The 18109-nt window shown below is 73.7% G+C and carries 17 protein-coding genes; 8 read left to right on the forward strand and 9 right to left on the reverse strand.

The genetic code is table 11. The annotated features are described in order from the left end of the window. Window positions 1-6: 6 nt before the first annotated feature. The 3 genes from ACFVAJ_RS20475 to ACFVAJ_RS20485 form a co-directional block, all read right to left on the reverse strand. Entirely contained in the window at window positions 7-915 is a 909-nt protein-coding gene (locus ACFVAJ_RS20475; protein WP_376947484.1) for a metalloregulator ArsR/SmtB family transcription factor, read from the reverse strand. Window positions 916-983: 68 nt separating this feature from the next. Next, window positions 984-1688, reverse strand: coding sequence for a response regulator (locus ACFVAJ_RS20480; RefSeq protein WP_376947486.1), 705 nt, complete (start codon window positions 1686-1688; stop codon window positions 984-986). Further along, window positions 1681-3747 carry a sensor histidine kinase gene (locus ACFVAJ_RS20485; RefSeq protein WP_376947488.1) on the reverse strand — a complete coding sequence of 689 codons (2067 nt, stop codon included), beginning with the start codon at window positions 3745-3747 and terminating at the stop codon, window positions 1681-1683. Before ACFVAJ_RS20485 ends, ACFVAJ_RS20480 begins: the two co-directional genes overlap by 8 nt. A 175-nt stretch (window positions 3748-3922) precedes the next feature. Between ACFVAJ_RS20485 and ACFVAJ_RS20490 the strand changes: the two genes are divergently transcribed. The 4 genes from ACFVAJ_RS20490 (at window position 3923) to ACFVAJ_RS20505 (ending at window position 7338) form a co-directional block, all read left to right on the forward strand. After that, a complete protein-coding gene (locus ACFVAJ_RS20490) occupies window positions 3923-4576 on the forward strand; it encodes a hypothetical protein (RefSeq protein ID WP_376947490.1) in 654 nt (217 codons plus the stop codon). Between the two features lie 71 nt (window positions 4577-4647). Continuing rightward, on the forward strand, window positions 4648-5742 hold the full coding sequence (gene dapE, locus ACFVAJ_RS20495) for a succinyl-diaminopimelate desuccinylase (RefSeq protein ID WP_376947492.1): 1095 nt from the start codon (window positions 4648-4650) through the stop codon (window positions 5740-5742). Between the two features lie 7 nt (window positions 5743-5749). Next, complete coding sequence (locus tag ACFVAJ_RS20500) at window positions 5750-6994, forward strand: hypothetical protein (RefSeq protein WP_376947494.1); 1245 nt, start codon at window positions 5750-5752, stop codon at window positions 6992-6994. Window positions 6995-7164: 170 nt separating this feature from the next. Continuing rightward, complete coding sequence (locus tag ACFVAJ_RS20505; protein WP_067875042.1) at window positions 7165-7338, forward strand: DUF3117 domain-containing protein; 174 nt, start codon at window positions 7165-7167, stop codon at window positions 7336-7338. Between the two features lie 77 nt (window positions 7339-7415). Here ACFVAJ_RS20505 and ACFVAJ_RS20510 read toward each other — a convergent pair whose 3' ends face one another. Next, a complete protein-coding gene (locus ACFVAJ_RS20510) occupies window positions 7416-8048 on the reverse strand; it encodes an O-methyltransferase (protein ID WP_376947496.1) in 633 nt (210 codons plus the stop codon). A gap of 92 nt (window positions 8049-8140) precedes the next feature. On the opposite strand from ACFVAJ_RS20510, the gene ACFVAJ_RS20515 reads away from it, so the two are divergent. Further along, complete coding sequence (locus ACFVAJ_RS20515) at window positions 8141-8536, forward strand: sec-independent translocase (RefSeq protein ID WP_376947498.1); 396 nt, start codon at window positions 8141-8143, stop codon at window positions 8534-8536. A gap of 55 nt (window positions 8537-8591) precedes the next feature. Here the strand turns inward: ACFVAJ_RS20515 and ACFVAJ_RS20520 are convergent, their stop codons facing one another. Then, on the reverse strand, window positions 8592-10142 hold the full coding sequence (locus tag ACFVAJ_RS20520; RefSeq protein ID WP_376947500.1) for a succinic semialdehyde dehydrogenase: 1551 nt from the start codon (window positions 10140-10142) through the stop codon (window positions 8592-8594). Window positions 10143-10197: 55 nt separating this feature from the next. On the opposite strand from ACFVAJ_RS20520, the gene ACFVAJ_RS20525 reads away from it, so the two are divergent. Both ACFVAJ_RS20525 and ACFVAJ_RS20530 read left to right on the forward strand, forming a co-directional pair. Then, the gene (locus tag ACFVAJ_RS20525; protein ID WP_376947502.1) at window positions 10198-11664 is read left to right on the forward strand and encodes an MFS transporter; all 1467 of its coding nucleotides are present in this window, start codon (window positions 10198-10200) and stop codon (window positions 11662-11664) included. Continuing rightward, on the forward strand, window positions 11661-13217 hold the full coding sequence (locus ACFVAJ_RS20530; protein WP_376947504.1) for a pyridoxal phosphate-dependent decarboxylase family protein: 1557 nt from the start codon (window positions 11661-11663) through the stop codon (window positions 13215-13217). Before ACFVAJ_RS20525 ends, ACFVAJ_RS20530 begins: the two co-directional genes overlap by 4 nt. A gap of 60 nt (window positions 13218-13277) precedes the next feature. On the opposite strand, the gene ACFVAJ_RS20535 is transcribed toward ACFVAJ_RS20530, so the two are convergent. The 4 genes from ACFVAJ_RS20535 to ACFVAJ_RS20550 are packed head-to-tail and all read right to left on the reverse strand — an operon-like array spanning window position 13278 to window position 17277. Next, complete coding sequence (locus ACFVAJ_RS20535) at window positions 13278-14201, reverse strand: hypothetical protein (protein ID WP_376947506.1); 924 nt, start codon at window positions 14199-14201, stop codon at window positions 13278-13280. Window positions 14202-14206: 5 nt separating this feature from the next. Then, window positions 14207-15451: an Mrp/NBP35 family ATP-binding protein gene (locus ACFVAJ_RS20540; RefSeq protein ID WP_376947507.1), complete on the reverse strand. Its 1245-nt coding sequence runs from the start codon at window positions 15449-15451 to the stop codon at window positions 14207-14209. Beyond that, window positions 15441-15962, reverse strand: coding sequence for a DUF1003 domain-containing protein (locus ACFVAJ_RS20545; protein WP_376947509.1), 522 nt, complete (start codon window positions 15960-15962; stop codon window positions 15441-15443). Before ACFVAJ_RS20545 ends, ACFVAJ_RS20540 begins: the two co-directional genes overlap by 11 nt. Next, a complete protein-coding gene (locus tag ACFVAJ_RS20550; RefSeq protein WP_376947511.1) occupies window positions 15949-17277 on the reverse strand; it encodes a magnesium transporter MgtE N-terminal domain-containing protein in 1329 nt (442 codons plus the stop codon). The genes ACFVAJ_RS20545 and ACFVAJ_RS20550 overlap by 14 nt, the downstream gene beginning before the upstream one ends. A 79-nt stretch (window positions 17278-17356) precedes the next feature. Here ACFVAJ_RS20550 and ACFVAJ_RS20555 point away from each other — a divergent pair, with 79 nt between their 5' ends. Next, a complete protein-coding gene (locus tag ACFVAJ_RS20555; protein WP_376947513.1) occupies window positions 17357-18106 on the forward strand; it encodes a general stress protein in 750 nt (249 codons plus the stop codon). The last annotated feature ends 3 nt before the right edge of the window (window positions 18107-18109 follow it).

Here is an 18109-nt window from a genome sequence, read left to right on the forward strand (position 1 = left end):
CGACGTTCAGACGACCGGCTGCTCGAGGGCTCCGATGAGGCCGCGTACGCGCCGGTCGATGTCGTCCCTGATCGCGCGTACCTCGGCGAGCGAGCGTCCCACCGGGTCGTCGAGCTCCCAGTCGAGGTAGCGGGTGCCGGGGTAGACAGGGCAGGCGTCGCCGCACCCCATCGTGATCACCACGTCCGCGGCGCGCACGACCTCGTCGGTGAGCGGCTTCGGGAACTCGCCGCCGAGCGGGACGCCGACCTCCTCCAGTGCGGTCGCGATCGTCGGCGACACGGATGTCGCCGGCGCGGAACCGGCCGTCCGCACCCGGACGCGATCGCCCGCGAGGTGTCGCAGCAGCGCAGCGGCGAGCTGCGAGCGCCCCGCGTTCTGCACGCACACGAACAGCACCTCGGGGACCGCGCGGGCGCCGTGCTGCTTGGCCGCGACCGCGGCGAGCCGCTGCGCCGAGAACTCCGCCGTCCGTGACGCCAAGCGTGCGCCGCGGCCCGACCGGGCGAGCAGCTGCCGGCTCTCGGCGACGAAGCGTTCGACCGTCTCTCGGTTGAACGTGCCGGCGAACCGCACGGCCAGGTCGTCGGCGATCCGGGCGAAGACCTCGTCGTCCGGCTCCGCGGGTCGGCCGCCGAGCAGCTCCAGCACGTGATCCTGCTGGGCCGGGGCGACCGAGTACCAGACCTGCCGCCCCTCGGGTCGGCGCTCGAGCACGCCCGCCTCGGTCAGGAGCTTCGCGTGATGGGTGACGGTCGGCTGCCGCAGCCCGAGCTCCTCGGCCAGTCGTGTGACGGTCGAACGGCCGTCGGGGTCCGCGAGGATCATCCGGAGCGCGCGTGCGCGCGTCGGCTCGGTGATCAGCGCCGAGATCTCCGTCGTCCCGTCCGGTCGGCGCGCGGCCGCTGCATCCATAGGTGGAAGTCTATGCAACGCCGAAGGGGCACCGGGCTTCGCGCCGAGCCGGTCTGTGCGGCGACCGGCTACGCCGTCGTCCCGCCGCTCCCGCGCCCCAGCCCCGCGTCCCGCGCCGCGATGACGGCCTCGGCCCGGCCGGAGACCTGCAGCTTCGCGAAGATGTTCGAGACGTTGTTGCGCACGGTCTTCGGCGAGAGGAAGAGATGCTCGGCGATGTCGCCGTTCGAGCGGCCGGCGGCGACGAGCTCGAGGATCTCGCGTTCGCGACCGGTGAGCTCCGGGAACGCGACGGAATCGGCCGCGGCGGGCGGCCTCGCGAAGAACTCGGCGACCCGTGCGGCGATGCGCGGGCCGAAGATCGCGTCGCCGCCCGCCACGGCGCGGATCGCCCGCGAGATGTCGTCCTGGCCCGATCCCTTGAGCAGGTAGCCGCGCGCGCCGGCGCGCATCGCGTCGAACACGGTCTCGTCGGCCTCCGACATGGTGAGCACGATGATGCCGACGTCGGGATGCCTCGCCGCGATGCGGCGCGTCGCCTCGATCCCGTCCAGCCGCGGCATCTGCACGTCCATCACGATGACGTCGGGCGCGAGCGCCTCGGCGGCGGCGACCGCCTCCAGTCCGTCGGCGGCCGTGCCGACGACGTCGAGCCCGTCGATCGAGCGCAGCAGCACGGCGAGGCCGTCGCGGTAGACGGGGTGGTCGTCGACGAGCAGCACCCGGATGGCGGGCACGTCGTCGGGCGGGGTCTCGAGTGCGGGTTCAGACATCGACGTTCACCTCGGATTCGACGACGGGGTCGGGCAGGGGGAGCGCGGCGCGCACGACGGTGCCTCCGCCTGCGCGATCGGTCACCTCGAGCGTGCCGCCGAGTTCGACGGCGCGTTCGCGCATCGAGAGCAGCCCGACTCCGGCGGGCGCGTCGGGGGCGACCCCACGGCCGTCGTCGTCGACCTCGACGATCAGGCGTCCGTCGTCGCTCGAGAGCCGCACCCGAGCGCGCCGAGCCTGCGCGTGGCGCTGCACGTTGACGAGCGCCTCGGCGACGATGCGGTACGCAGCGACCTCGACCGCGGCGGGCAGCCGTTCGGGCAGCTCGCTCGTCGCGGTGACCTCGAACTCGCCGCCGAAGCGGCGGCACAGCTGCTCGACCGCGCCCGCGAGGCCGACGTCGTCGAGGCTCGGCGGACGCAGGTCGTGCGCGAGGCGGCGGATCTCGCCGACGGCCTGCTTCAGGTCGTCGGCCGCCGAGGCGAGCAGCCGGTCGGCCTCGACGGGGTCGGCCGCGCCGACGTTGCGGGCGGCCTCGATGCGCAGCTGCACCCCGGCGAGCTCGGGGCCGAGCCCGTCGTGGAGTTCGCGCCGCATGCGACGGCGCTCGTCCTCCCGGGCGTTCACGAGCTCGACCCGGATCTGCTGCAGCGCGGTGCTCAGGGTGCTCGCCCGCACGGCCGAGGTCGCGTGGCGCACGAGGTCGGCGAGCAGCCGCTCGTCGCCGGGGGAGAGGCGGGCCCGACGGCCCGGGGCCATCTCGAGCCGCCCGATGCGCTCGCCGCGGTACACGAGGGGGATCGACTCGGCGTCGCCGTCGGGCGTGCCGTGCCGCGCGATCAGGTTGCCGCCGTCTGGGGCCTCGACCTCGACGCCGACGTACGGCGACGCGAAGGCGGCCGCGATGGAGGCGGCGAGCGAGTGCAGCTGATCGCCCGGCTCCTCGGCCTCCTCGAGGCGGGCGGCCAGCGTCGAGACGACGCCGTAGGGGTCGCCGCGCCGCCCGTTCACGAGCCGGTTCGCGAGGCCGAGCACCCGGTCGCGGAGCGGAAGGTAGGCGAGCAGCACGATGAGCATGGCGGCGCCCGCGAGCACCTGGTGCCCGACCATCCCGCCGATCGCCGCGACGAGCAGCACGTCGACCACGACGACCGAGACGGCGACGAGCCCGTACACCACCGTCCAGCTGAGCAGCCGGTCGATGCGGTAGAGGCCGCGGCGGGTCACGGCGATGATGATCGCCGCGCAGATGACCGCGGTGCCGACGATGATCGTGGCCTGCCCGAGGTAGTAGGGCAGCGCGAGCGCCGAGACCACGAACAGGGCGGCGTAGACGAGGCCGGCCCACACGATCCACTTGATCTGCCGGCGCAGCTCGGCATCGGCGCCGACGAGGCGACCGAGCAGCACGATCGCGGTGAGCACGACGCTCGCGAGGATCGTCGGCATCCAGATCGCGCCGATGCCCTGCCAGACGGCCGGTGGCAGCGCCACGCCCCATTCGCCCGTCGCCCATCGCAGCAGGCGGAGGTCGGGGTCGCCGAACACGGCGCGCGCGACGCGCCACGGCATCGCGAGGTCGACCACCACGATCAGCACGTTGAGGGCGGCCGTCGCCATCGCCACGACGCGCAGCGGTCCGCGCGGGAACCGGCCGTCGGGGAACACGAGCAGCGCGAGCGGCAGCGCGAGGTACGCGGCGACCGAGAGGCGCTGCGTGAACACGAACGACTCGGCGAGCAGGGGCGCATCGGGCCAGAGCAGCACGCCGTGGTTGAGCCACGCGAGCGCGAGGCCGTCGATCGCCGCCAGCAGGCCGCCGGCGGTGAGCAGCACGGGCACCGGATGCCACGACAGCCGTGCGAGCAGCAGGGCGCCCGTGGCGCCGAGCACGAGCCCCCGCCAGGCGGCGACCCAACCCGGGGCGGCGGGAATCTCCTGCCCGGTGCGGAACGTCAGGTAGTCGAGCACGAGCGCCGCGACGGCGCACGCGAGCACCATCGTGAACGCGGCGACCGCGGTCGCACGCGCTGCGGGCAGGGCTCGGGCCGGGCGCATGGCTCCATCGTGGCAGGGAGCGCGGCGTCTGTCTCCGGGCGGATGTCCCGAATCGGGCGGGACATCCTCGGGCGGATCGAGGGCGCCGGCGCTCTGGAGGCCCGGGACGGTCGGCCGCGAGGCTCGGAGGGCGTCGAACCCGGCGCGCCACGATGCATCCGAAAGGCCTCGAAGCATGTCGACCGTACAGACCCCGCCCACCGCGCGCACCGACGCGCCCCCGATGCCGGCCCGGCCCGCCGCGGCCCGAGCCCAGCGGCGCCTGAGTGCGCTGCAGATCCGTCTCGCCGGCGCTGCGGCGCTCGTGCTGCTCGGGCTGTTCGCGCTGTTCACCGCCCTGCCCTGGCCCGCCGACGGCGACGCCTACCTCGGTGACGACGTCGCCTCGGTCGCCTACTCGGCGAGCCTCGCGATCGTGATCGGCATCGCCCTGCGCGCCGGCGCCTTCGGCCCCGGCCGGGTCTGGCGCGCCGTCGGCGCCGTCGCGTTCGCCGCGCTCGTCGGCGCGACGGCGTTCCTCGCGGTCGGCCCCCTGCTGCCGCAGGTCGTGGTCGAACAGGCCGAGCACGTCATCTCGCCGCTCACCCTCGGCGCCTTCTGGCTCGCGGCCGTCGGCATCCTCGCCGTCGGGCACTGGCACGGTCCGGCGCGCGCCCTGCCGTTCCTCACCTCGAGCTGGCCGATGACCGTGGTCGGCGTCGTGCTCGTCGGCGGCGCCGGGCTCGACGAGTCGGCGTGGCTCGCCTTCGTCGTCCACCTCGGCCTCGGGCAGGCGCTCACCGCCATCGCCCTCATCGCCGACGCCCGCCGGCTCGCAGCGGCGAGCTGAGCGGGCCGCGCGAACGGCGCTCGGCGACGCCGCGCCGGGCGGCGGGCATCCCACGTGAATAGACTCGTGGAATGCCCGCCGCCGCCCCGCTCTCGCTCGACCTCACCGCCGACGCCGTCGCCATCACGCAGGCGATCGGCGACATCCCGAGCGAATCGGGCGAAGAGCGGCTGCTGGCCGACCTCATCGAGCAGGCGCTCGCCGGGGCGTCCCACCTCGAGGTCATCCGCGACGGCGACACGATCGTGGCCCGCACGAACCTCGGCCGCGACCGCCGCGTGGTGATCGCCGGCCACATCGACACCGTGCCGATCAACGGCAACGTGCCCACCCGATTCGAGACGATCGACGGCGTGGAGTACCTGTGGGGGCGCGGCACCGTCGACATGAAGGCCGGCGTCGCCGTGCAGCTCAAGCTCGCGCTCGAGCTCACCGAGCCCATCGTCGACCTCACCTGGATGTGGTACGACCACGAAGAGGTCGCCGCCTCGCTCAACGGACTCGGCCGGCTCTCGCGCAACCGGCCCGAGCTGTTCGCGGGCGACTTCGCCATCCTCGGCGAGCCCTCGAACGGGCAGGTCGAGGGCGGCTGCAACGGCACGCTCCGCGCCGAGGTGCGCACCACCGGCCTGCGGGCGCACTCGGCGCGCAGCTGGGTCGGCGACAACGCCATCCACAAGCTCGCGCCGGCGCTCGCGCGCCTCGCCGAGTACGAGGCCGCGACCGTCGAGGTCGACGGGCTCGCCTACCGCGAGGGGCTGAACGCGGTGCTCGTGCGCGGCGGCATCGCGGGCAACGTCATCCCCGACGAGGCGGTGCTCACCGTGAACTACCGCTTCGCGCCGAGCCGCAGCGTCGCCGAGGCATCCGAGCTGGTCCGCGGGGTGTTCGAGGGCTTCGACGTCGAGATCGTCGACAGCGCCGAGGGCGCCCGCCCCGGGCTCGACGCCCCGCTCGCGCAGCAGTTCGTCGCCGCGGTCGGCGCCGAGGCGCGGCCCAAGTACGGCTGGACCGACGTCGCCCGCTTCAGCGCCCTCGGCATCCCCGCCGTGAACTTCGGCCCGGGCGACCCGCTGAAGGCGCACGCCGACGACGAGCGCGTCGCGCTCTCCCAGATCTCGGAGACCGAGCGGGCACTGCGCGACTGGCTCACGGGTGTCGTCTGACCGTCGCATGAGCGCCCCGGCCGAGGCGCGCGATCCCGATCCGGGGCGTGTCACGAGGTGGTCGCCGCGAGTGCGGTGGCGTCTCGCGCCCTGGTGGGCGAAGGTCGTCGGCGTGTACCTCGCGGCGCGCGTGCTGACCACGCTCATGGTGCTCGAGGTCGCGGGGCGGCAGGGGCAGAACGCCTGGACCGGCGCCCAGCCCGGCTACTTCGACTTCGCGAACATCTGGGACGCCCGCTGGTATGAGATCATCCGGGTCGTCGGCTACCCGCGGGAGCTGCCGGTCGGCGACGACGGCCACATCGGCGAGAACGCGTGGGCGTTCATGCCGGTCTTCCCGCAGCTCACGGGCCTCGTCACCTGGTTCGGGGTGCCGTGGAACGTGGCCTCGGTCGGCGTCGCCGTGCTCGCGGGCCTCGGTGCCGCGCTCGTCTTCCACCGCCTGATGTCGCGGTTCCTCGAACCCGACCGCGCGCTCTTCGCCGTGGTCCTGTTCTCGATCGCGCCGGTCTCGCCGATCATGCAGTTCGGCTACGCCGAGTCGCTCGGGTTCCTGTGGGTCGCGCTCGCGCTGCTCCTGCTCGTCGATCGGCGCTACGGATGGCTCGTGCCCGTCGTCGCGGCGTGGGCGTTCACGCGGCCCGGGGCGCTCGCCTTCGCGCTCACGCTCGGACTGCACTTCGTCTGGCGGTGGTGGCATCGCGCCCGCGACCCGTTCCCGGTGCGCGAGCAGCTCGTCGTGATCGGCGTCGGTCTCTTCACGGCCGCCGTCGGATTCGCCTGGCCGCTCGTCGTGTGGGCGGCCACGGGGGTGCCCGACGGGTACACCGCGACCGAGCTCGCGTGGCGGGCCGGGTACATCGGCTACCAGGAGCTCGTGCCGTTCGCCGCCTGGTTCCAGGGCGGCGCGTGGTGGGCGAACTGGGTGGGGCTGCCCGCGTGGTTCGGCATCGGAGCCGTCGTCGTGGTGGTCGCGACCTTCGCGGTCGTGCTGTTCCTCCCGGCGGTCCGTCGCCTCGGCGTCGACATCCGATTCTGGCTCGCGAGCTACGCGCTGTACCTGCTCGCGGTGTTCTTCCCGCAGTCGTCGACCTTCCGCATCGTCTCGCCGATGTTCCCGATCGTCGGAGCGCTCGCCGTTCCGCGCGCCCGGTGGTACCGCTGGTCGATCGTGTTGCTCTTCATTGCGCTGCAATACGCGTGGATCGCGCTCGTCTGGCGCATCGACGCGTACGACTGGACCCCGCCCTGATCGGGCAGGAATCCTGACTTCCGCGCCGTGAACGCGGCGGTGAACGCCCGGAGTCCGGTCGGCGGACGGCGTGCGAATACCCCCGACGGGTTATCCACATTTTCGGGGTGATTTCCCAGCACCGCCGCAGATGGCCGATAATGGAATCTCAGCCACGAAAGGGGAGCTCAATGGCGGCCATGAAGCCACGCACCGGAGACGGGCCTATGGAGGCTGTGAAGGAGGGTCGACTCATCATCGTGCGCGTGCCGCTCGAAGGTGGCGGTCGTCTTGTCGTCTCGGTGAACGACGCTGAGGCCAAGGAGCTCTACGACGTCCTCGGCGGCGTCGTGAACCCTGCCTGAGTCACACGCAATACGACGGCGAGCCCCGAGGACGTTCTCGGGGCTCGAGTCGTTTAACGAATCGTCGGGCGGCCGGGTCAGGCGCCGAGCTTGACGATCTGGAGCAGGCCCTCGCCCGCGGGCGAGATCGCGGTCGCCACCGCCGTCGAGGGGGCGAGCTCGGCGATGAGCGTGCGGAACGCGCTCGCCGCCTCGTCGCGCTTCGCCGGGTCGGCGACCCGGCCCTTCCACAGCGCGCGGGCCACGAGCACGCTGCCCCCGGGCTTCGCGAGCCGCAGGCCGTGCTCGGCGTACTCGATCACCGACGGGGCATCCGCATCGATGAAGACGATGTCGTAGGAGCTCTCGTTCATGCGCGGGAGCACCTCGCTCGCACGTCCGGCGATGAGCCGCACGCGCGCCGCCGCGACGCCGGCGTCGGCGAAGTGCTGGCGGGCGTGCTGCTGGTACTCGTTCTCGGTGTCGATCGAGGTGAGCAGCGCGTGGCGGGCCGCCTGCAGCATCCAGAGGCCCGAGACCCCGACGCCGGTGCCGACCTCGATGATCGAACTCGCGCGCGACGCGGCCGCGACGACGGCGAGCTGCGCGCCGACCGCGGGGGAGACGGGATCGACCCCGAGCTCGAGGGACTGCTGACGGGCCTTGACGATCGGCTCGGACTCGACGACGGACTCGTCGGCGTACTTCCAGTTCAGGTCGTGATCGGACACGTGGCGGCTCCCTGGTGGCTACTCTCAGCACCCAAGCCTACGGGCCGCGGCCGGTGGCGTTCGCATGCCTCGCCGCCGACTATCCTGTAGGCATGTTCGGTCTGACGTTCGAGAAGCTCCTCATCATCGGGGTGATCGCCGTCTTCCTGCTGGGGCCTGAACGGCTGCCGCACTACGCCGCGCAGCTCGGGCGGCTCGTGCGCTCGCTCCGCGACATGGCGAGCGGTGCGAAGGACCGCATGCGAGAAGAGATGGGTCCCGACTTCGACGACGTCGACTGGAAGAAGCTCGACCCGCGTCAGTACGATCCCCGTCGCATCATCCGCGAAGCCCTGACCGACGTCGACCCCTTCGCCGAGGAGACGCCCGCCGCGCCGGTGGTCGCGCGGGCCGCCGTCAACGAGAACTCGGCCTACCTCCAGCGCAAGCGCAAGCGCGAGTCGCTCGGCGCGGGCGAGCCGGCGCCGTTCGACTCCGAAGCCACCTGAGCCGGCCGTCGCGCCGCGTCGCGACGTTCGGCCGGCTCGACGGTCGCCGCGCGCGTCAGGCGCGGCGGATGGCCTTCAGCGCGCGCGCGAGCAGCAGCAGGAGCGGCGCCTTCGCCTCGTACTCGACCGACGTGCGCGGGAGCTGCAGCAGGCCCGTCGTCTGCGAGACCGTGACCGGCTCGACGAAGCGCAGCAGCCCGGCGTCGCCGTTGCGGCGACCGACGCCCGACTGCTTGACCCCGCCCATCGGGGCCGCGACCGAGGCGAACGCGCCCCGGTAGCCCTCGTTGATGTTCACGCTGCCGGCGGCGAGGGCGTCGGCGATGCGCTGCCCGCGACGGGCCGAGCCGGTGAACACGGCGGCGTTCAGCCCGTACTGGCTCGCGTTCGCGGCGAGCACCGCCTCGTCGTCGCTCGAGACGAGGTAGAGCGAGGCGATCGCGCCGAAGGTCTCCTCGGCGTAGACGTCCATCTCGGGGGTAACGCCCGTGAGGATCGTCGGCTCGAACACCCACGGTCCGAGGTCGGGGCGGGCCTTGCCGCCGACGAGCACCGTCGCCCCCTTCGCGACCGCGTCGGCGAGATGCGCCTCGACGCGGGCGAGCTGGGCCGCGCTCGCGAGCGAGCCGAAGTCGGCGCCGAAGCCGAGCCCAGCGCCCAGCTTCGCGCTGCGCAGGCGCTCGACGAGCGCCCGCTGGAACTCGCCCGCGATCTTCTGGTCGACGTAGATGCGCTCGATCGAGACGCACAGCTGCCCCATCGCCGAGAAGCAGGCGTGGGCGGCGTTCGCGGCGGCCAGAGCGGGGTCGGCGTCGTCGAGCACGAGCAGCGGGTTCTTGCCGCCGAGTTCGAGCGAGGCGCCGACGAGACGGCGCCCGGCCTTTTCGGCGATCTTGCGGCCCGTCGCGGTCGAGCCGGTGAAGCAGATGTAGTCGGCCTCGTCGGTGAGGGCCTCGCCCACCTCGGCGGCGTCGCCAGTGACGACGGCCCACAGCGCCTCGGGCACGCCGGCGTCGATGTAGGCGCGCCGCAGCGCGAGGATCGACAGTGCGCCCTGGTCGTCGGCCTTCTGCACCACGGCGCAGCCGGCCGCGAGCGCAGGCACGACGTCCATCGCGGCGAGGCTCAGCGCGTAGTTCCACGGGGTGATGACGCCCGCGACGCCCTTGGGCGCGAAGCGCACGCGGGTCGTGGCGACGGTCGGCACCCCGGAGCGCGCGGCGCGGCCGCGCAGAACCCTGCGGGCGGCGATGGCGTTGTAGCGGGTGACCGAGACGGCCTGGTAGATCTCCTCGATGCCCTGCCCGCGGGTCTTGCCGCTCTCGAGCTGGATGAGGTCGAGCAGTTCTTCGCGGCGCTCGAGGATGAGGTCGTGCGCCGCGAGCAGGATGCGGCGGCGGGCGGCGAAGCCCGCCCGCGCCCACGAGAGCTGCGCGAGGCGGGCGCGCGCGATCGCGTCGTGCACGTCGGCGGCGCTCGAACGGGGCAGTTCGTGCAGGGTCTCACCGGTCGAGGGGGTCGGCACGGCGGTGGTCTCGGAGCCCGAGGCGACGACGTCGTCGGTCAGGCTGCGGTACAGGTCGGCGGGGGCGGTCTGGGCGCGCATGCGCACAGTCTAGGACAATTGACCCAGTCGTCAGCCGAGTGAGTACACTGCCTCCATGACCGCAGCGGAGCGTCCCCTGTCCCGCGGCGTCGTGGCCCGCTACGCGATCGGATCGCTCGGCACCGGTGGCTTCGCGACGCTGCCCGGACTCGTCCTCGTGTACTACCTGACCGACACGCTCGGCGTGAGCGCGCTCATCGCCGGTCTCGTCGTCACGGCGGCCAAGGTCTGGGACGTCGTCATCGACCCGTGGATCGGCGCCCGCAGCGACCGAGCGCTCCTCCGCAGCGGCACGCGTCGCACGGGCATGCTCGTCGGCGCGCTCGCGCTGCCCGTCGGCTTCGCGCTCACCTTCGCCGTGCCCCCGGGCGTCGGTGCCGCGGCATCCGGCGCGTGGGTCTTCATCGCGTTCCTCGCCACCGCGACCGCCTTCAGCCTGTTCCAGGTGCCCTACATCGCCCTGCCCGCCGAGCTCACCCCCGACTACGACGAGCGCACGCGGCTGCTGACCTGGCGCGTCGTGGTGCTGACCCTCGCGATCCTGCTGTTCGGCGCCGGCGGCCCCGAGATCCGTCGTGCGTTCGACGACGAGGTCACGGGCTACCTCGTGATGGCGATCGTCGCCGGCGTCGTCATCGGCGTCGGCATGCTGATCGCCGCGGGCACGGCGAAGCGGTCGGATGCCACGGGCCTCCGCCGCGCCGACGCACCCGCCCCGGCGGGGTCGACGGCCGCCGAGCCGGCCGTCGACGGCTACCGCGAGGGCTTCCGCGCACTGCGCCGGAGCCTGCCGTTCCGGGTGCTGCTCGCGGTCTTCGTGCTGCAGGGGCTCGCGACGGGGCTCATGCTCGCCGGAGCGCAGTTCGTCGCGACCTGGGTGCTCGAGTCGGAGGCCGCGGTGACGCTGCTGTTCGTCGCGCTGATCGCGCCCGCGCTGCTCGTCGCCCCCGCGTGGGGCGTGCTCGCCCGCAGGATCGGCAAGGAACGGGCGTTCCGCATCGCGAGCCTCGTGTTCGCGGCGGCCACGCTCAGCATGGTGATGATCGTCTGGCTGCCGGGGCCGTGGGTGTACCTGCCCGTCGCCGTCGCGGGCGCCGCGTACGCGGGCATGCAGTCGCTGCCGATGGCGATGCTGCCCGACGTCATCTCGCACGACGCCCGCATGACGGGCCGCGAGCGGGCCGGCAGCTTCGGCGGCGTGTGGACGGCGGGGGAGACCGCCGGCATGGCGCTCGGCGCGACGCTGCTCACCCTCATGCTCGCCGCGACCGGCTACCTCGAGTCGACCGGCGCCGAGACGGTCGAGCAGTCGGCCGCCGCGATCGCCGGCATCGCGCTCTCGTTCAGCCTCGTGCCCGCGCTTCTCGTCGGCGCGAGCGTCGTCGTGCTCCGCCGCTACCCGCTGCGGCGCAGTGACATCGACGTCGCCCCGAGCGCCGGCGAACGACCGGGCGAACCCGGCCACCCGAACACCCCCGGGGCGCAGGGCGCCCCGAGCACCACCGATGGGAGCACCCGATGAGCGGGTTCCGCCGCGAGGCATCCGACATTCTCGACGAGCTCGACGCGCTGCGCTCGGCCGATGCGCCGACCCACGGCGGACGGGTGCTCTCGTACGTGTACGACTCGGGGCTGTCGGCGCTCGACGAGCTCGCCGCCGAGGCCGCCCGGCGCGTGCAGCCGGTCAATGGGCTCGACCCGACGACGTTCGTCTCGGTCGCCGCGATGGAGCGGAGCGTCGTCGGCTTCGCCTGCCGCGTGCTCGGCGGCGGCGCGGGCGACGGCGGCGGCAGCGCCGACGTGGTCGTCGGCTCGGTCACCTCGGGCGGCACCGAGAGCTGCCTGCTCGCCGTGAAGTCGGCCCGCGACGCGTGGCGCACGGCCCGGCTCGGGTCGCCGCGGGTGCCGCGCCTCGTCGCCCCGGTGACGGTGCACGCGGCCTTCCACAAGGCCGCGCACTACTTCGGGCTCGAACTCGACCTCGTGCCGGTCGACCCGGCGACGGGCACGCTCGCCCCGGCCGCGATCGAGGAGCGGCTCGGCGACGACGTCGCCCTCGTCGTGCTCAGCGCCCCGTCGTACCCCTTCGCGACCCTCGACCCCGTCGCCGATGTCGCGGCGATCACGGCCGAGCGCGGCATCGCGCTGCACGTCGACGCCTGCATCGGCGGTTTCGCGCTCGCGTTCTGGCCCGAGCCCCTGCCCGCGTGGGACCTGTCGGTGCCCGGCGTGACGAGCCTCTCGGCCGACCTGCACAAGTACGGCTACGCGCCGAAGGGTGCGTCGGTGCTGCTGACCCGCGGTCGCGATCGTCAGCGGCACCAGTACTTCGCCACGACCGGATGGCCCGGGTACCCCGTCGTGAACCCGACGATGACCGGCTCCAAGCCGGCCGGCCCGCTCGCGGCGGCCTGGGCGATCATCGAGGCGCTCGGCGAGCCGGGCTTCACCGAGCTCACGGCGCAGGCGGCGCGCGCGACCGCGGCGCTTCGCGCCACGATCGACGAGATCGAGGGCCTTCGGGTCGTGGGGTCGGCGACGGGCCCGCTGCTCGCGGTCGCCACCGACGAGGAGGTCCCAGAGGGCTCCCGCGTCGATCCCCATCACTGGGCGGATGCCGCGCGCTCGGCCGGCTGGCAGCTGCAGCTGCAGCCCGGGCTCGCCCAGTCCGACGGCACCCGGCTGCCGCACACGACGCACCTCACCGTGACGCCGGTCACCGAGCGGGTGCTGCCCGAGCTCGCCGCGGCGCTCGTGGTCGCGGCAGACGAGGTGCGGGGCATCCCGCAGATCGACGGCGGCGCCGCGCTCGCCGGCCTTGTCGAGGCGCTGCCCGGCTTCGGCAGCGAGGGCGGTCCGTCGGGGCTCGACGCGCTCGCCGGTGCCGACGGCGGCCTCGACTCCGACACCGCGGCCGCGATCCTCGGGGCCGCCGGCCTCCTCGGCGGCGAGGGGGCGCTGCCCGACCGGCTGGCCCCGGTGCTCGCGCTCGTGGAGGCGCTGCCGGGGCCGCTCACCGAGCGGCTGCTCGTCGAGCTCCTGGCCCGCGTGGTCGAGCCGCCCGCGGTCGGGTGAGGCCGTACCGGGCGGCTCCGCCCGGTGCTCCGATCGCCGACGCGGCGCCCGTCGCCGGCGCTACTGGAGTTCGCAGCGCTCGGTGACGTAGTCGTAGAGCTCGGCCTTCAGCGCGTCGGAGGACGGACGGTCGATCATGCCCGATCGGCCGTCGCCGGTCGTGACGACGAAGGCGAGGATGGTGCCGCGCTTGTCGTCGGCGAGCACGTGCGCGTCGCACCGCGCGGGTCGCACGGCGAGCGGAACGACCGACGGGGGGTCGCTCGGGGCGATCTCGAGCCCGAGGGGCCAGTCGGTGCCGGCCTCGTTGCCGAGGAGCGTCGAACCCCGCACGAGCTCGATCGCGAGCGAGCCGTCGCCGGAGGGGGCGGGGTCGACGGCGACGTCGATCCACGCCCGCTGCGCCGCGCCCGAACCCTCGACCCGCAGGTGCTCGGGCATCGTGATCGTCGCGACCTCCGCGACCGAGGCCTCGAGGCAGTCGGCGGCGACGATGCGGGGCAGCGTCTCGAACGGGTCGTCGGGTGCGCGCTCGCCCGCGAACGCGGCGCCGCTCGACCCGCCGCGCCCTTCGAGGCGCACCACGGGCTCGGTGTCGCTCGCCGCGCCGTCCTCGTCCTCCGCGCAGCCCGGCGGCGGGAGCTCCAAGCGGAGATCGATGGCGTCGTCGGCCGTCAGCTCGACCTCGTCGGCGTAGGCGAGCTCGGCGCCGAGCTCGGGCAGCACGACCTCGACCCGCTCGATCGTCACCGGCGACGACCCGCCGTTCTCGAGGTGCACCACGAGCCGCCGCGCTTCGACGTCGAGCCGCCCCTGCTGCACGCCGACGGTCAGCCCGTCGGGCAGCGGCCCCGGGCCGCCGGCGGGTGCGCTGCACGCCGCGAGCAGCGCCAGCGTCGCGACCGACGCAGCGGCCGCCGCGAGCGTCGAGGGCGCCCCCGTTCCGAGCCACGCGCGCCGCCGAGCGGCATCGGCACGTGGCATCCGACTCACCGCACCGAGACGTCGAGCCGGCGCCCCGCGAGCGAACGCGGCATCGCGGAGAGCCTCGCGGCGACCTGCTCGATCGCACGCGCCGCCGGATCGTCGGGGGAGGCCACGACGACGGGCACGCCCGAGTCGCCGCCCTGGCGCAGCGCCATGCTGAGCGGCACGCTCGCGAGGAGCGGCACGGGCTCGCCCGAGGCGCCGTCGGCGCCCTGTGAAAGGCGTTCGGCGACGAGTTCGCCGCCGCCCGAGCCGAACAGCTCGAGCAGCGTGCCGTCGGGCTGCACGAGCGCGGCCATGTTCTCGACCACGCCGACGATGCGCTGCCCCGTCTGGCGTGCGACGACGCCCGAGCGCTCGGCGACGTCGGCCGCGGCCGCCTGCGGCGTCGTCACGACGACGACCTCGGCGTTCGGCAGCAGCTGCCCGAGCGAGATCGCGACGTCGCCCGTGCCGGGCGGCAGGTCGACGAGCAGCACGTCGAGGTCGCCGAAGTACACGTCGGTGAGGAACTGCGAGAGGGTGCGGTGGAGCATCGGCCCGCGCCAGGCGACCGCCGTCGACGAGGCGCGTCCGCCGGGGGCGGTCGGCTCGACGAACATGCCGATCGAGATGACCTTCACGCCGTGCGCGACGGGCGGCAGGATCATCTCGTCGACCCGCGTGGGGCGGGCGGCGAGGCCGTCGTCGTCGACGAGCCCCAGCAGTCCGGGGATGGAGAAGCCGTGCACGTCGGCGTCGACGAGGCCGACCGCGAGGCCGCGGGCGGCGAGCGCCACCGCGAGGTTCGCCGTGACGGTCGACTTGCCGACGCCGCCCTTGCCGCTCGTCACGGCGATGACGCGCGTCAGGGAGCCGGGGCCGAACGGGTTGGTGCGCGCGGCCCGGCCGCCGCGGAGTCGTTCGGTGAGCGCGGCGCGCTGCTCGGGGGTCATCACCGAGAGCTCGACGGCGGCGTTGCCCGCCCCCGCGACCGACTCGGCGGCCTGCCGCACGTCGCGTTCGATCCGGTCGGAGGCGGGGCATCCGACGATCGTGAGGCGGATGCCGACCTCGACCCGGCCCTCGCCCGCCTCGACGACGCGATCGACCATGTCGAGCTCGGTGATGGGCTTGCGGATCTCGGGGTCGATGACCGACGCGAGGGCGCGCAGCACGGCCTGTTCGAGCGGCGTCGCGGGGGAGCCGGGCGCGGCGGTCTCGTTCGTCGCGCCGGGCTCGCCGGGGCCGCCGGGCTCAGCCGGCATGCTCGGCCTCCTCCTCGTCGCGACGGTCGAGCTCCTCGAGCATCGCGCGGAGCTCGGCGCGGATGAACTCCTTCGACGCCAGGTCCTTCACGGCGAGGCGCAGCGCCACGACCTCGCGGGCGAGGTACTCGGTGTCGGCGAGGTTGCGCTCGGCGCGCTGGCGGTCCTGCTCGATCTGCACGCGGTCGCGGTCGTCCTGCCGGTTCTGCGCGAGCAGGATGAGCGGGGCCGCGTACGACGCCTGGAGCGAGAGCACGAGGGTGAGCGCCGTGAAGCCGATCGCGATCGAGTCGAATCGCCACGGTTCGGGTGCGAAGGTGTTCCACGCCATCCAGCCGATCGCGAACACCGAGAGCCCGACGAGGAAGGCGGGGGTGCCCATGCCGCGCGCGACCCACTCGGTGAAGCGGCCGAAGCGATCGCTGTCGCCGGAGCCCCCGCGGAAGGGAGCGGTGCGGCGAATGCCCTTCGGTGTGTCGAATCGACGGTCCTCCGACTCAGCGCGTGCCATCTGCTCCCCTCCTTCCGTATGGGATCGGGATGCTTCCCGTCGTCAGCTGCGCCCGCGCGGTACTGCGCTTGGCGAGCTCGTCCTCCTCGGGGTGACTTCGCCAGTCATCGGGCAACAGGTAGTCGAGCACGTCGTCAATCGTCACCACCCCGACGAGTCGGTGTTTCTCGTCGACGACCGGCACCGACACGAGGTCGTAGCTCGCGAGGATGCGGCTCACCTCGGCGGCCGAGGTGTCGGCCCGCACGGGCTCGAGGCCCTGGTCGATCAGGGTGCCGAGGCGCTCGTGGGGCGGGTACCGGAGCATCCGCTGGAAGTGCACGATGCCGAGGAACCGGCCCGTCGGCGGCTCGTACGGCGGCAGCGTCACGCAGACCGCGGCGCCGAGCGCCGGCGGCAGGTCGTGGCGACGGATGAGCGCGAGCCCCTCGGCGACGGTCGCGTCGGCCGACACGATGATCGGCTCGGTGGTCATGAGGCCGCCCGCGGTGTCGGGGCCGTAGGAGAGGAGGAACCGGACGTCCTCGGCCTCCTCGGGCTCCATGAGCTCGAGCAGGTGCTCGCCGCGCTCCTCGGGGAGCTGGGCGATGAGGTCGGCGGCGTCGTCGGGCTGCATGTGGTCGAGCACGTCGGCGGCGCGGTCGTCGCCGAGGCCCGCGAGGATCACGACCTGGTCGGACTCGGGCATCTCCTCGAGCACGTCGGCGAGCCGGTCGTCGGGGAGCTCCTCGGCGACCTCCTGGCGCCGTTGCGCCGGAAGGTCGAGCAGGGTCGACGCGAGGTCGGCGGGCTTCAGCTCGGAGTAGGTCGCGATGAGCTGCTCGGCCGACTGCGCCTCACCGGTGGCGAGCTGCTCGCGCACCTCGCGCCACGTGACGTAGGCCGACTGCCCCTTCGAGAACGGCGAGGCGCCCTTGGGCCGGCGCACGAAGAGCTGGTCGACCTCCCACTCGCCGGGCTCCTGCTCCTCGATCGCGACGTCCTCGATGGTCGCCGTGCCCGAGCCGTCGTTGAAGAGCACCTTGCGGCCGAGCATCTCGGCGATGACGCGCACCTCGCCGCCGCGCTGCTCGAAGCGACGCAGGTTGATGAGGCCCGTCGTGATGATCTGGCCGCCGCCGATCGAGGTGACGCGCCCGATCGAGACGAACACGCGCCGCTTGCCGGGGATCTCGACGATGAGGCCGACGACGCGCGGAGGGTCGTTCTTGCGGTACACGACGAGGACGTCGCGCACCTTGCCGACCCGATCGCCGGCGGGGTCGAAGACGGCGCACCCGGCGAGTCGGGCGACGAAGACTCTCGTGGCGCTCACGCTTCCAACTTAGCCCCCGGATGCCTCGTCGCGGGCCTCATTCCGGCCCTGCCGCGTGCGGGCATGGGAGAATGGCCCGGTGAGCAACCAGACGCCGTACGGTGGCCGTGCCGGCCGCGAGTTCCCGACGCTGCCGAAGGGCGAGACGGTCGCGAGCTTCGAGAGCTACGCCGAGGCGCAGGCCGCGGTCGACCGGCTCTCGAAGGCCGAGTTCCCCGTGAAGGAGCTCGCGATCGTCGGCACCGACCTCACGAGCGTCGAGCGCATCACCGGCAAGCTGACCTGGAGCCGCGCGGCCGGGGCCGGTGCGCTGTCGGGCGCCTGGTTCGGCCTCTTCCTCGGGCTCCTCTTCTTCATCTTCGCCCCGTCGGGCGCCTCGCTCGGCATCCTCGGCGCGGCGGTGCTCATCGGCGCGGGCTTCGGCATGATCTTCAGCGTCGTCTCGTACTCGGTGAACCGCCGACGTCGCGACTTCACCTCGGTCATGCAGGTGCTCGCCACCCGTTACGCGATCATCGCCGAGCCGGCTCACGTGTCGCGGGCCCGCAACGTGCTCGGCACCTCGGGGCAGGTGTTCCCGCCCGCGCCGGGGCAGGCCCCCGTCGTCGCCGCGCCGCCCGCGCCGCCGGTGGTGCCGGCGGCCGAGCCCGACGTGGTTCCTTCAGGGCACGAGGGCGCCGACGAGGCATCCGCCCCCGCCGCCCCTGCCGAGGAGGCGCCCCGCGGGCTCACCTACGGCGAGGCGCAGGACGCGGCACGCCGCGCCGCCCGCGAGGCGCGGGAGGCCGAGCAGCGCGACGGTCGCGCCGCCGGCCGCGACGAGGCGTAGCCG

Source organism: Agromyces sp. NPDC057679 (assembly GCF_042799635.1).
In the GTDB taxonomy this organism is placed as follows: domain Bacteria; phylum Actinomycetota; class Actinomycetes; order Actinomycetales; family Microbacteriaceae; genus Agromyces.